The sequence below is a fragment of the Bacteroides sp. genome (genome assembly GCF_019417265.1).
GTDB lineage: Bacteria > Bacteroidota > Bacteroidia > Bacteroidales > Bacteroidaceae > Phocaeicola.
Genome location: NZ_DXVR01000072.1, coordinates 1 through 15120 on the forward strand (window position 1 = coordinate 1; position 15120 = coordinate 15120).

Consider the following 15120-nt stretch of genomic DNA (forward strand, 5'->3'; position numbering starts at 1 on the left):
TAATTGTGGGTGGATTAAGCCGTTCTGAGTGGGTGGGTATGCTCCGTTTTCGGCAGCATAGTTCATAATTCTCTTGTTCATACCTATATTAATTTATTAATTTAATTAACTTAATTATTCAGTCAAAATTTACATATTGACGAAATAACAATACTTTAGCTCTATATTTCCAACAAAAATACAAAAAAATATTACAGAATTTAATCTTTGTATATTGAAATAATATTAAAAAATGACGTGCATAGAAAGTTGTCCTCTCTACACACGTCATTCCTTTAATTTCGGTATTTATTACTGCATTACTTTCCTGTATACCATTTATACATCCTGTGCACCCCTTCGTCTATCTCAACTTTGTGATGCCATCCCAGGTTATGCAGTTTAGTTACGTCCGTAAGCTTTCTCATTGTGCCGTCCGGTTTCGATGCGTCCCATCTTATTTCACCTCTGAAACCTATTTCTTTCTTTATCAGCATGGCTACGTCGAATATGCTCAGTTCCTTGCCTGTACCCACGTTGATATGGCAGTTTCTGATATCCTTGTCGCCGGCCTTGTATGTGTCTTTGAAATCCACATTCAGCAGCACATGAACACTTGCATCCGCCATTTCCTCGCTCCAGAGGAACTCTCTCATCGGCTTACCTGTTCCCCACAGCATTACGTGGTCGTTGTGTATTCCGTATTTTGCCAGTATATCCAGTATTTCCTTCTCTGCCGATTCACCGTTTACGCCTTCCACAGGACGTTTGTTCAAGTCAGCTCTCACAGCCTCCATATCTCCATCCATAAGGCATTTTGCCAGATGAATCTTTCTTATCATAGCCGGAAGCACATGACTTCTTTCCAGGTCGAAATTGTCATTCGGGCCGTATAGGTTCGTCGGCATCACAGCTATATAGTTGGTGCCATACTGCAGATTGAAGCTTTCACACATCTTCAGTCCCGCTATCTTGGCTATGGCATACGGCTCGTTGGTATATTCCAAAGGAGAGGTGAGGAGCACTTCCTCCTTCATAGGCTGTTCTGCGTCACGCGGATAGATACATGTACTTCCCAGGAAGAGCAGTTTCTTCACTCCGTGTCTGAAGCTTTCGCCTATCACGTTCTGCTGAATCTGCAGATTGTTGTATATAAAATCGGCCCTGTATATAGAGTTAGCCATGATTCCGCCCACATGTGCTGCAGCCAGAATCACTGCATCCGGCTTCTCTTCATCGAAGAATTTCTTCACAGCCACCCCGTCCAGCAGGTCCAGTTCCTTGTGAGTCCTTCCCACAAGATTGGTATAACCTCTTTGCATCAGGTTATTCCATATGGCAGAACCCACCAATCCGCGATGTCCTGCCACATATATTTTACTGTTTTTGTCCAACATGTCTTTTAGTTTTTAGATATTAGTTTTTAGTTATTAGTATCATAAATATGTGAGTCTAACAACTAAAAACTTGTAACTAACAACTTATTTAACGATTCCCTTCTCCAGATACTCAGTCAGATTAGTTCTCACGTGTTCGCTGTGTCTTTCTACAGCCACCTTGGCCATATCAGCATCCACCATTATGTTCACCAGTTCCTGGAAGCTTGTCTTTGTAGGATTCCATCCCAATTTGGCTTTAGCTTTCGTAGGGTCACCCCAGAGGTTCACCACGTCGGTAGGACGATAGAAGTCTTCGCTTACTTCCACCAGACACTTGCCTGTAGCCTTGTCATAACCCTTTTCGTCGATACCTTCACCCTTGAATTCCAGTTCTATACCTGCACGCTTGAAAGCATGATAGCAGAACTCCCTCACGCTGTGCTGTTCGCCTGTAGCGATAACGAAATCCTCAGGAGTATCATTCTGAAGAATCAGCCACATACATTCCACATAGTCCTTTGCATAACCCCAGTCACGCAGAGAATCCAGATTACCCAAATACAGTTTCTCCTGCTTTCCCAGAGCTATACGTGCAGCAGCCAGAGTAATCTTTCTTGTTACGAAAGTCTCACCGCGTCTTTCGCTCTCATGGTTGAACAGAATACCAGAGCAGCAGAACATATTGTAAGCCTCACGGTATTCTTTCACAATCCAGAATCCGTACAGCTTTGCCACAGCATATGGCGAGTAGGGGTGGAACGGAGTGTTTTCATTCTGAGGCACTTCCTCCACCTTTCCGTAAAGTTCCGAAGTCGATGCCTGATATATGCGGCAAGTATCAGTCAGTCCGCACAGACGTACAGCTTCCAACACTCTCAATACACCTGTCGCATCCACATTGGCAGTAAACTCAGGCGAGTCGAAAGATACCTGCACGTGGCTCTGTGCAGCCAGGTTATACACCTCAGTAGGGCGTACCTTGCTCACCACCTGCATGATGCTCATAGAGTCACTGAGGTCAGCATAATGTAAGTGAAAGTTTGGTTTTCCTTCCAGATGCGCAATTCTTTCTCTGTAGTCTACAGACGAACGTCTGATTGTACCATGCACATCATATCCTTTTTCCAATAAGAACTCAGCCAGATAAGAACCGTCCTGGCCTGTAATACCCGTAATCAATGCTACTTTTCTCATTCTTTTTATTATATAAGTTACGTTATAGAAACTATTCCTTACCTTTTATTTCTTTCTTCAAATCCCTTCCGAAGAGAATCCATCCGCATGAACCCACACCTGCCAGGAATACGAATCCTATCAGTATAAGAGGTTTCGACGGTTTCGCAGCTCTCAGAGGTACAGTTGCAGCTTCCACTACAGTATATACCGGAGTATCCTCCTGAACCTTTGCCTTGGCCACCTGCAGCTGCTGTGCAGTCTGGTTATACACATTGAAAGCTAATTCCATCTCGTTCTTCAGTCTTTCCTGATGTGTCTGAGCCGTTCTCAGCGATATATTCTGGTTCCTGTCCATATACATAGCATAAGTTTCCTGTGCCTTATGATATTTCTCCATGCTTTCTTCGTAAAGCATCTGCGTATATTCCAGGTCCTTTCTTGCCTTGTTTGTTCTGTAGGTAGTGATATATTCCTGCAGTTTCTCCATCACCGTATTTGTCATTGTGGCCGAAATCAGAGGGTCCTGCATAGTTACCGATATTGTTATCAGCGAAGTCTTCTTGTCCTCTTCCACCTCGATTCTCTTTCCGAGAGCATCTATAATATCCTTCTGGTCACGGGTAAGTTTGAACGGATCAACCACATTCGTCGTGTCTTCAGGTTCCTCACCCTTGACTGTTTTCATCGCCCATCCCAAAGCTTCAAACGGAGCCGATATCACATAGCTCCACCAAGCTTTCTTCTGATGTTCCTTCAGATAGTCATATACAGTAGTATTCAGTTTGCCCTTCTTGTCAGTCACCTTCACGTCGAACATCTCTACAGAGAAAGGTATTGACTTCACGATGTCCGGATATATGGTAGGCGACAGAGCATCTGCACTCTGCATATCCCCAAGGCTTATACCCGCAAGGCCTGCCAATGCCGACAATCCTCCACTTATCGATTTGTTTGTTCCTGATTCCGGAGCTAAAGTCACAGTAGTGGTATATTCTTTCGGTATGCTGAATCCCACTATAAGACCTATAAGTGCAGCCCATCCGCACGACTTCAGAATCATCTTTCTCTCATTCCAGAGTTTTCCGGCCAATTCTACCAAATCTATTTCCTGTTCTTCCATAAATTTCAATTTAACTAAAAACCAACAACTAAGAACTAAAGACTACTTCAACAGATTAGCCATAGAAGCAATCATTGTAGCCAGTGAAGCAAATGAAGTAGCATAACCTATAACTTCGCCTATTCTGTTCTGTTTAACCTTGTTCGGTATCACAATCTCACATCCCGGTTCCACCTTCTTGCTTCTGCTTTTCACCTTTGTAACCTCACCGTTCATATAGATAATGAATTTCTTGGTCTTTTTCGCATTCTGAGAGTATCCTCCGGCCTGATCCAGATAGTAGCTTACTTTCTTTCCTTCAAGGTAAGTCACAGTGTTAGGCATCATCACCGCACCGTTTATCTTCACTGTGCTTGTCATTTCCGGTACACTTATCACGTCGCCTTCTCTCAATACTATATCGTCATCTCCACCCGGATTCTTCATCGCTTTCTCCAGGTCGATACCCACTGTAAATACGCTGTCAAGTTCCATCATCAGCGAGTTGGCCAGACTTTCGCCCAATTCTCTTTTCATCATTTTTATCACGCTTCTCATGCGTTCTATTTCATGGTCGTTTGCCACTCTCGTCAGTTTCGCACCCTTTGCATATCCGAAAGCAGTCAGTCCTCCGGCTCTCTCTATCAGGCTGCTCAGTCTTTCGTTCTTGTAGTTCAGACTGTATTCTCCGGCGTATAACACTTCACCGTCCACAGTCACATTCTTCTGTTCGCTGTATCCCGGACTTCTTCTCACGAACACCTGGTCGTAAGGTTCCAGTACGAATCCCGACTCACCGTCCACTATGAATCCGTCCTTCAGTCCGAACGAGAAGTTCTGTCCCACAGTATCTATAGCGTGTGTACCCTTATTGTCCTTCATTCTTCTCGATACATCCACTCTCACTAACGAAGCCGCATCCTTCAGTCCTCCGGCAGTGATTACGATATCCTCCAGAGTCATATTGTCCGCATACGGATAAGTACCCGGTTTCATCACCTCACCTGAGATATACACGTTACCTATACTCTTTATATCGTAGATGCTCGGCACGTACAGCACATCGTTCTTTCTCAGTTCCACATCCTGAGCCGTACCATCTATGATACCCTTAACGTCTACAGGCAGCACCTCGCTTGTCAGGTTCTCTCTCTGTCTGTACAGTACTGCACGGTTTGTAAACGCATCACCTAATAGTCCGTCAGCCTGCTTCAGCAACTTGCCCACAGTGTTTATCTCCTCACAGAACTCATACACTCCCGGTCTGTACACAGCACCCTTTATTTCAAGCTTGTTTGAGAATCTGTTTATAGTCGGGTCAGCACTCACCACGTCGCCGTCCATCACCTTGAACGCCCCAAAGTTATCTCTTTCCACAGTAGCCACAGAATATTCTCTTCCTTCCTGTCTTATCACCCTCACACTGTTCTTGTAGGCATTAGGAGCGAAGAATCCCGCATATTTCAGCAGCGTAGAAACTGTCTCGTCCGCTTTCATCTCATATTTCATCGGACGTTTCACCTTACCTTCCACCTTCACCATGGCTTCGTAAGTAGGTACAATCACCACATCGCCCTCCTGAAGATTTATGTCGTCCGAAGTCTTTCCCTGCAGGATATATTCATACACGTCCACCTTTGCCACAGTCTTGCCGTTTCTTGTCACCATGATGTTTCTCAGGCTACCGAGGTCAGTCACGCCTCCTGCGCTGTACAGTGCATGGAATACCGAAGCAAAAGCCGATAGGGTATAGGTGCCCGGTACCATCACTTCACCCATCACGTTTATCTTGATGCTTCTTGTCTTTCCTAAAGTCACCTGTATCTTGTTGCCCTCATCGGCATATATTCTGCTCAGTTCGCTTTTCAGATATTCCTTTGCGTCAGCAATGTTCATTCCGTTCAGCGAGATGATACCTAATCCCGGCACATTGATACTTCCGTCCGGTGAGATTTCCTTTCTGATGATATCCTCACTTGCTCCCCATATGTCGATGATAATCTCGTCACCCGGTCCTAATCTGTAGTTCTCCGGTGTAGCTACATTGGTACTCGGTTCGAACGACAGGTTGCTGTTTGTGAAAATATTCCTTCCGAACACCTGGTCAGCCATACTGTTCTCAGCCGGAGCCTGTGCCGGAGTGCTTTCCTGTGGTTTGGCTTCCTCAGCCTTTTTCTCTGTAGCTGCCTCTTCTCTCATCCTGCTTGTATCGGTAACGGTTTGTGTCTGTCCCGAGTCTGCACTAATCTCTCCGTTTTCGTACTTCTGTTTCAGTCTCAGAGCCTGTTCGGTTGTCACACCTTTGGCCGACAGTTCCATCATAAGCTGCTGCTGGCTTTTGCCCTGTTTCAATCCATCCTGTACATATTGAATCACCTGCGAGTCGGTCATACCTGCCTGTGCATAAGCCCCGGTATTACCCATAAAAAGAAACGCGACTGCTACGCTGATAAAGAAAATTCTCATGAAATTACAATATTATTACAAAAACATGTTCTATATGAGTTGCAAAGGTAATAAAAAAAAGTGCCCCTACATAACCATAAAGACACTTTTTTGAATTTTTCCGCTTCTAAAACTTATAATTTATACCAATTGACATATTTGGGACAAACGAAACTCCTGCAGATGTATAAACTCTTGAGCTTGGTGTAATCTGTCCTTTATACATTCTGACAGCTCCTTCCAGATAAATACCCCATTTTTCGTCAATCCGGAACATCAGATCCGCACCACCATGTATTCCGAAGTTATTCTCATCTCCCAGTTCGTTATGTGTGTACAATAATCCCGTAAAAGGATATATGTTTACAGTTCTTTCATCGTTATATCCTCCAATCACGGCCAGCGCATCGACCATCAGGTCAGCCCCTATAGTGAGCGGATATGTTCCCTTATCCTTGTTATATCCGTACCTTGCAGCCTCCAGTGTTCCCCTTACAGCCGCAATCCTGCTGTATCTCCTTCCATAACTTATAGAGAACTGCTGTCCCAGCTCGCTCAGTAATATGTTTTTTGTCACACCTGCAGTATGGAACGGAAAGTTTGTACCTGCCTGTACAGAAACAAAGTTGTATGGTTCAAACGCATATTTCCTTCTCATTTCCTCCACCTTGTCATACCTTCTTCTGTACTGCACACCGAGTTCAAGTCCCACATTCTTCATAAACCTGTTTTCTATGCTTCCATCCACAAAACTCTGCGAATATTTGTTTTGGCTCCATCTTGCCTGCGCAAATACCCCCAGTTCCGGTCTTACAAAATATAGAGCCTGCAGTGCTGCAGTAGGTCCGTGGAACACTCTCAGTTTCTTCCTATACAGACTACCTTTATGTGCTAAAAAGCCGAAATCATATCCTCCGGACAGATTCAGTTCAAAATCAGGATTTTCATCGTAATTAAAGAAAAACGAATTAAGGTTTATCATACCTTCCATTCTTACCCCCACATACGGTTCCTCACTTACGGCGCTTCTTCTGTCGTTCGGTGTATATCCCCATCCTCCAAACAAAGAAGCTTTAATTCCAAGCGGATAAGCCCATTTACCTACGGCCACTCCTGCTGTAGGTCCCAGAGCTTTCATCTTCATATATGACCATACTCTGTTACTGAAGTCCCCCTGTGTGCCGGCATATATTTCATAGAACATATTGTCCATAAAATCCTTGTTTCTGATGGTATTGAAGTCATACCCCGTCAGTCTGTATTTCAGTCCGGCCAGAGCCTGGAATCCTATATCATATTTTCTGGCGGCCTCTGTTGCGTCAATTCCGTCAGTAAACAGGTTCAGTCTTGGTTCCAGATACATTTCCCAGTTCCTGCCCAGTCTTCTGGTCAGTATAAGTCCACCATGCAGACCTGCAGAGAAATCCGTATTTCCACTATTCGGTCTTGTACCGTAAAAACCTATACCCATTACCGTTTCGATATAGAAATTCCTGTCTGTATTCCATCCTGTCAGATAATCCTCAATTCTAAAAATATGGTCTACTTCCAGTCCGAACTTTTTCTGCAATTCGTTCATTCCTCCCATAACGGCCATTCTGTATGAGTTGAATCCGTTTGCGTCTTTTGTTACCGACACTCCGAATTCTCCCATCATAGGAAGCCATGAGCCTTGCCCTTGAAGTTTGCTCACCCCCCCGTTCACTCCGAAGCTGAAGTTTCTTCCCTTAGCCTTTTTATCTGTATATCTGGGCTGTGGCACATATCTTTTCTGCAGCAGATAATCTTTCGCATTGAAAACATTTTTGTTCACTGCAGAACTGTCTTTCTGTGCCATTGCTGTACCTTGTATTCCGGCCATAGCCATACAGCACAATGCCAATATAAGTTTATTCTGTTTCATTATTTGTCAGCTCCATTAATCATTAACAATTCTTCGGCTCTTTCCACGACTTCATCCGTAAATTCGCCGTCATTTTTTGCTGTATGTATAAACTTCCTGTCTGTCTTGAAGCACTGATACAGACACATCATCGCCTCCGTAAATCCGGCATCACCCTTTCTGGCGTTCACTATAGCCTTGAAATACCATGTCATGGCATCCTCCTGATTCAGTTCTCCAATAGCCTTGTTAGCCATATTATCACCCTCCCTTGTATCCAGAGCCAGATACATTACCACAGCATTTCTTTTTGTCAATTTGCTTATGGCATCGAAAGTCATTTCGCATCTTCTTTTTTCCTCATCGTTTCTGCCACCCTTGTAGTATCCGCCCAGTGCCCATGCGAAAGCCTTTGCCATTCTGAAATCCTCCTCGTCCGGCAATATTTTTGCCAGTATGCTGGCATTTTCATAATCGTACAATTTTATATACATACACAGCTGGTTGTTCACTATCTCTTTCGGGTTTACAAGTTCCATTCTGTTGCTTCTGATATTTCTTCTTTCATAGTCAGTCACATACACTGACCTGTCTATAAACGGTTCCAGTATCGAAGTGTCCACAGTATCCCTTTTCAGGTACTGTACGGCCAGAACATTTGCCGCCAGAGCCCACGGCCTTTCCGGATTCTCCTCCAGGGATTCATTGTACGCCTTTCCGGCCAGTCTTTCCAGTTCATTGTCATCCTCTATCATCTGGAACAGTTTCCAGTATTCATATCTTGTATATATACCGTCCATGCCCTTCTTCCGGTATGCTTCCCATACCTCCTCGTCTGTAGGCTCACGATATATATCATACGCCATCCTGTATTCCACCTGTCTCAGTTTTTCCAGATAGTTTACTACAGTACTTTTGTAGTATTTCAGTTTCTTTATCTCCCTGCTTTGTCTGTCGGTATTTCCGTCATATCTTTCTATTATGTCTTCCAGTTCCTGCGCCATATGTTCCAGACTGTCCTTTCTCATCATATCCGTCACTTCCTTCCATGGCTTCACTTCAGCGTCATACATTTTGTACATCATTTCGTTCACGCTTTTTGGCAGTATCTCCACCACTTCATTCATCACCCTTTTCGTACGTTTCTCAGCCAGTTCCTGATTTGATTTATACGACCCTTCCGGCGAAGCATACCCTGTGATATACAGTTCTTTCAGTATAGCGTCCGGTACATTGAGAATCTTCTGCAGGTTCATTTTTATCTTATTCATGTTCCGCAGATTCTCAGCAGTTTCCTCCAGTCTGTCCGAACTTATTCTGAAAATCAGTTCCACCCTGTCTTTAGTGTTTCTTTTTTCCACCTTCGGCCTTTCTATATTGAAAGGAGAGTTGAAATCCATCTCTTTATAAGTATTCGTATATTCCAGAAACTGCAGCGGTCTTTTGTTCTTGCACGAAACAATCTGGAAATTTCTGTTATAACCCACTGCGTTCAGGTTTTCCACTATGAAGTCCGCATAACAGCTGTAATTGGCTTTCGGGTCCGGCACTATTATCGTATCGTTCCATTCTATTTCCATCCTGTTTCCCGTCAGTTCATAGTCTTTGCTTACATATTTTTCCAGCGAGTCCCTGCTCAGGTCATATCCTGTTTTTCTCACCTGTGCTCCTCTGAATTTCTTTCCGTCTATCACTATCGGTTCACTGAAGTCCACAGTGTCCGCATCAGCCTTTCCGCATACCACCGTATAAGGTTGTATTATCAGCCTCGCATACTCACTGCCCATTTTTTGTGGCAGTGTAAAAGTATTTCCTACCACTAACACATTCCCATTCATATTCCCAATGGCCGGAACAGGCTCCAGTTCAGTTCTTACCCCTGTCACAACCACCTCATCCAGTTGTAATCCGAGGTCCACATTAACATCTATTCTCTGGTTGTTATTCACTCTCACCAGTACCGCTTCCGACATTTCAGCCTTGAATACCAAAGCCCCGTTGTCCGGCACCAATATCTCGTAATATCCGTTTTTGTCTATCCTCGTCGTGTTTTCCTCGTCCAATATCACAGCCATTTCCTTACTGTGTGCACTCAGTTCGTTTTTCAGTTTCTTTCCCTGTGCCACAGTCTTGCAGCTATATACTATCACCTCAGCATCCGTTACCGGTGTCACTTTTTTTGTATCAGCCGTATTATACACCGTTCCCGATACTCTTATCATTCTCTGTGCCGTCACTGTCTGGATTCCCGCCATCATCATGGCCATTACCAACCCCAGTCTGATACAATATTTTTTATTTATAGGAATTTTCATAATCATATTTCTTTAGAAGACATAAGCACACGATACCGATAGTTTGGACGGCAGAATTCTTCTTCCGCTTTCGTTGTACGGCTGTTGCCATATATCAATGTTTTTATCATATTTTCTCTCTCTGTACCATATCATCGACAGTCCTGCTGCAAATTCTATGTTCCAGTGCTTTCCCAGTGGCAACACATATCCGTACACCACTCCCGGTCCTCCGGCATCTCCCGCGTGTCTTACTTTACTGTTCAGTCTTGTGTCATATCTCAGTCCCGTGAGCGACAGTCCTACGAACATCCAGCTTGTCGGTCTTCCTGACAGCCAGTATCTCATTTCCACCTGTCCTCCCGTCAGTCTTGTATCCATCGGAGTGTTTTTCAGCGAATGGAATGCCGTAGCCTCCACGCTGGTCTTTCCCGAAGTCACAAGTTCCAGCGAAAGGTTAGGGGTGAGGTTACCCCACATAAGTGTATTTGTTTTCGCGGAAATCAGCTGCGCTTTCGCTTCATGCCCCATAGCAGCCAGCATCAGTCCGCACATCATCTTCAGACATATATTGTTGAGTCTCATATTCTGTAATTCTTTATCGTTTCGATTTGCTGTATTTTTCGTTTATCGGTTTGAATCTGTACACCAGCGCAACCTTTATTTCCGATATTATCGGGAACGGAGTTATATGCCAGTCCTTTTCTTCAGTGAAAACGAATCCTCCGTTTTCGTTATCAGCTTTTTTTTTGTATTTCCCGTAAATCCATCCTGCGTTTAATCCCATATCCAGATCCAAAGTTCCGTTTTTGAACTTATGTAACTGTACTTCCCATCCTGCAGTACCTCCTAATCCCACATGCTTCCCCGTATATCCGTTTTTCAGGATAACAGTATAATCGGTATATCCTGCATATATTCCCCAGTAATAAGCTCTCCAGAATTTCGGCATTTTTTTTCTTGCCTGAGTCTGTCTGAAGTATTTTTTTGCCTCAAGTTTAACGTCCAGTATGCTATAGTCCACAATTGGTTCAAAAGTCTGACTTGTCCCCGGATTCCATTTCACATTTGCTCCGAGAGTCCATTTGTTATAATCCCAAGGAGTAATGTCATATTGTATTCCTATGTTTGGTGTTGTCAGTATCCAGTCCACCATATTTGTTCTGAACGCCAATCTGTCCTTAACAGACCACTTTTCCACCTTATGCTTCTCTATCATGCTGCTTTCCTGTGCCATAGTATTGTTTCCCCACATTATCAGTCCGGTCATACATATAGCAGTCAACAGTTTGCCACAATCAAATCTTTTCATACTTCATCATTAAAAGTTATATATAAATCCTGCACTGAGAACAGCCGAGCCTTCACCTTTCGACCCTCCTTTACGTCCGTCCATTTTATCATTCAGCAGTGTTCCTTTCAGTTCGGTGTAAAGATTTATTCTTTTACTGACTCTGAATAGAGCCGTTGCTCCCACATTAAATGAAAAACAAGTCTGTCTGAAATTATTAAAAGCACATCCCAATCCCATGAACGGTAGTAAAGTAACAGTCCTATCCTCTTTTACTCCTGCAATAAAGTTCATGGCATCAGCCATCAGGTCAATATGTGTGTTGACCATATTCATTGCATCTCTTTTTCCATTAATATTACCTCCTGTCACCCTGGCTGCTGTACCCTGTAGTCTTATAGCCAAAGATGAAGTAATCCATTTTCCCACACTTCCTTCCATTGCTGATGAAAACCTGTAACCGACACAATGCAGATTATCCGAGTCGCCCACATAGAACTGTGTGCCCACGCCCGGTCCTGCAAACCATCCCAGTTTTAAAGGCCATGCCCTGAAGTTTTCCTTTACCTCATTATTTGCATTTGCTGTAATCATGCAGCACATCATCAATACAGCCAGTTTAATCTTCTGATACATAGCTTATTCTGTTTATTCTGTTAACTAAAACTTTAACCTTCCTTCTTGTAATAAAAAAAAGGCAACTGACGAACCAAAGCCCGTCATTTGCCCATATACTCTAAACTTTATAAAACACCATAATTATTCTATTTCCTTCTCTATCAATACGCTTTCTCTTCCCCCTTGAACACATTCGCCACTGTCTTGTAGATAATATACAGATCCAGCCAGAACGACCAGTGTTCTATATACCATATATCACCCTTTATTCGTCCTGCCATATCTTTCAGTTCCTTTGTCTCACCTCTGAATCCGGTCACCTGACTCCATCCCGTCACACCCGGTTTCACCAAATGCCTGACCATATATTTATCTATAAGCTTCGAATATTCTTCCGTATGTTTTAGCATGTGCGGTCTTGGTCCCACCACACTCATATCACCTAAGAAGACGTTGATGAACTGCGGCAACTCGTCAATATTTGTTTTTCTCATTATGTTTCCCCATTTCGTCTTTCTCGGGTCATCCTTAGTAGCCTGCAGTCTGTCCGCATCTGCATTTACTTTCATACTTCTGAATTTCAGACAGTAGAATTCCTTGTCGTTCAGTCCGTTTCTTTTCTGCTTGAAGAATACCGGTCCCGGCATCGTAATCTTGGTCACTATAGTCACTATAATCAGCACGATAGGGAAGATTGTACATAAGAACAGAGTTGAGAACACCAAGTCGAAAGCTCTTTTTATTACCTTGTTTCCGATTCTCGACATCTGGTCCTCTCTCAACTTCAGAATAGGCACGTTGCCTACAAAGTCCAGGTAAACCCTGTTCTGCAGATAGTTGTGCATGTTCGGCACGCTGAAAAACCTTATTATATTATTTTCGCAGAGAGTTATAATCTTTATTATATCCTTGCTGTGGTTATCTCTCAGTCCGCAGTACAGATAGTGCACGTTTCTGTTGTTTCTTATGAACTCCTCTAACTCGTCCGGCTTACCGAGATACTTGCACTGTTCGGACATCATCTCGTTCTTTTCGTAGTCGAAATATCCCAGCACCTTATATCCGGCCCAGTCCTGACTCACAATTTCCTCATACAGCTCTATCAGACTCCTGCTTGAACCCACTAAGACCACGAATCTTTGGTTACCTCCCCGAGTCCTGATTTTTTTCACTAAGAATCTCCACGTAAGTCTTTCTACGAACAGCAGTATCATCAGCGACAATACATATATAGCATACATATACGACCATGTGTCCATAAAATGTCCGTACTTCAGAATGAATAACGAAGCTATTCCGAACAGAAATACAGTCTTAAACACCTTCGAAATGATTTCGTATGCTAAAACTATTCTCTTAAACAATACCACGCCTACCATTGATGCACTTATGGCATAAATCAGCATAACCATCATCGTCACCTGTATTGTAGGCGAGTAGAAAGCCTTCTCATAATTTGTATCCTGTGTCAGTCTTACATATATCAAAAACAAAGCCCCGCACAGCAATGTCTCGAAAGCTACGAGTACTGTGCCCGGGTATCTATTGTATCTGTTTGAATTGACCATGTGATTGTTCTATAGTTTTAAGTTGATAAAGTTATTTGGTATCAGCAAGCAGCCAGACTTGTTTGTGATTAAAGGGTTAATGAATGAAAAAAAACAAACGCCGGATTGTAAAGACCTTTCATAAAGGATTTAGAATCCGGTGTTATTTATGGAATTCTCATTAAGAGATTATTTGCAGAAAGTAGCTATGATAGCTCTGTTCATTTCTGGTTTGCTGAACTTGTCACCTACACCCATACCTGTTGCAGTTATTCTGTCAGCCTCGATACCATATCTGTTCACCAATATTTCCTTCACTGTGTTGGCACGTCTTTCAGACAGTTTCTGATTGAATTTCGCATTACCTTCAGGTGAAGCATATCCCTTGATGTCAAGCTTCACTTCAGGATACTTCTTCATATAGTTTGCGATGTTTTCAATGTTAGACAACTGCTGTGCATCTACCAACGCCTGTCCCTGTCTGAATGAAACAACAGGTTCCATAGACATATCGAAGTTGTTTTCCTTAGCAGCTTCAGCTACCTTGTTGCAGTCTTTCAGTGCGCCTACCAGGTCTTTGTTCTTTTTCTTAGCCTTAGCCACTTCTTTTTCCAGACTTTCGTTTCTTCTTCTCATGTCGTTTATTTCCTCGTTCAGTCTGTCCACATCAGCCTGACTGTAAGCCATCATTACTGATGGGTAACGCTTTCCGTTAGAGTTCTTGAAGTGATAAACCAGACCTGCCATAAGTTCGAAGTTTGTATTTCTTGGTTCGCCGTCACCAAGTTTTGTTACAAGAGCAGGTCTCATGCTCAGAGTCCATTGTTTTTCTTTACCCAGGTTGAAGTTAAGGCTCAGTCCCGCTCTGTACAGGAAGTAGTTATTGTCGCCTCTCCGGCTTGCAGCGAAGAACTCTCTACCGCCACCGGCACCCAAGAAACCTTCCACTTCAAACAGTCTTGGTTCTTCCTTTGCTCCTAACAGAAGGTTGGAGAAGTTCACCTTACCGTTAATTACAAACTGCAGTTCGTCAAAGGCATTAACGCTTGAAGTTGTATTGATGCCTGTCAGCGCCTGGAATGAAACTCCCAACACCGGAGTAGCCTGTTTACCGAGTTCGAAACCTAATATACCTCCGTTCTTGTCAGAATTCATATATGTTGCTCCAAGCTGATGTTCCAATCCACCGTTTATACCGAAATACCAATTGTCTAAAAATTTATTCCCCACTGTTACTTTTTCCTGTGCACCTGCAAATCCGGCAAATGCAGCAGCTACAATAGTTAAAATTACTTTTTTCATAATCATCTATTTATGTTTTTATGCTGCAAAGTTATAACTTATTTTGTTTTGAGATATAGTCAAAAGTAATTGAATTGCGAAAAATTCCCCCAAAAGTATTACCTTTGC

Annotated in this window: 11 protein-coding genes; all 11 read right to left on the reverse strand. The window is 43.2% G+C overall.

Going from position 1 to position 15120, the window contains the following annotated elements:
• Positions 1-299: 299 nt before the first annotated feature.
• Positions 300-1376 carry a GDP-L-fucose synthase gene (locus tag QZ379_RS09155; protein ID WP_291563509.1) on the reverse strand — a complete coding sequence of 359 codons (1077 nt, stop codon included), beginning with the start codon at positions 1374-1376 and terminating at the stop codon, positions 300-302.
• Positions 1377-1460: 84 nt separating this feature from the next.
• On the reverse strand, positions 1461-2552 hold the full coding sequence (gene gmd / locus QZ379_RS09160) for a GDP-mannose 4,6-dehydratase (protein WP_291563513.1): 1092 nt from the start codon (positions 2550-2552) through the stop codon (positions 1461-1463).
• Between the two features lie 31 nt (positions 2553-2583).
• Positions 2584-3654, reverse strand: coding sequence for a Wzz/FepE/Etk N-terminal domain-containing protein (locus QZ379_RS09165; protein WP_291563516.1), 1071 nt, complete (start codon positions 3652-3654; stop codon positions 2584-2586).
• A gap of 42 nt (positions 3655-3696) precedes the next feature.
• Positions 3697-6099, reverse strand: coding sequence for an SLBB domain-containing protein (locus tag QZ379_RS09170; protein WP_291563519.1), 2403 nt, complete (start codon positions 6097-6099; stop codon positions 3697-3699).
• 106 nt (positions 6100-6205) lie between these two features.
• Positions 6206-7981, reverse strand: coding sequence for a hypothetical protein (locus QZ379_RS09175; RefSeq protein ID WP_291563521.1), 1776 nt, complete (start codon positions 7979-7981; stop codon positions 6206-6208).
• Positions 7981-10275, reverse strand: coding sequence for a hypothetical protein (locus QZ379_RS09180; RefSeq protein WP_291563524.1), 2295 nt, complete (start codon positions 10273-10275; stop codon positions 7981-7983). The genes QZ379_RS09175 and QZ379_RS09180 overlap by 1 nt, the downstream gene beginning before the upstream one ends.
• Positions 10276-10287: 12 nt before the next feature.
• A complete protein-coding gene (locus QZ379_RS09185) occupies positions 10288-10839 on the reverse strand; it encodes a DUF3575 domain-containing protein (protein WP_291563527.1) in 552 nt (183 codons plus the stop codon).
• Between the two features lie 13 nt (positions 10840-10852).
• Positions 10853-11566 carry a DUF3575 domain-containing protein gene (locus QZ379_RS09190; RefSeq protein ID WP_291563530.1) on the reverse strand — a complete coding sequence of 238 codons (714 nt, stop codon included), beginning with the start codon at positions 11564-11566 and terminating at the stop codon, positions 10853-10855.
• A 9-nt stretch (positions 11567-11575) separates the two neighbouring features.
• On the reverse strand, positions 11576-12181 hold the full coding sequence (locus QZ379_RS09195; protein WP_291563533.1) for a hypothetical protein: 606 nt from the start codon (positions 12179-12181) through the stop codon (positions 11576-11578).
• Positions 12182-12324: 143 nt separating this feature from the next.
• A complete protein-coding gene (locus QZ379_RS09200; protein ID WP_291563536.1) occupies positions 12325-13731 on the reverse strand; it encodes an undecaprenyl-phosphate glucose phosphotransferase in 1407 nt (468 codons plus the stop codon).
• Between the two features lie 168 nt (positions 13732-13899).
• Positions 13900-15012 carry an OmpA family protein gene (locus tag QZ379_RS09205; RefSeq protein ID WP_291563539.1) on the reverse strand — a complete coding sequence of 371 codons (1113 nt, stop codon included), beginning with the start codon at positions 15010-15012 and terminating at the stop codon, positions 13900-13902.
• Positions 15013-15120: the final 108 nt, after the last annotated feature.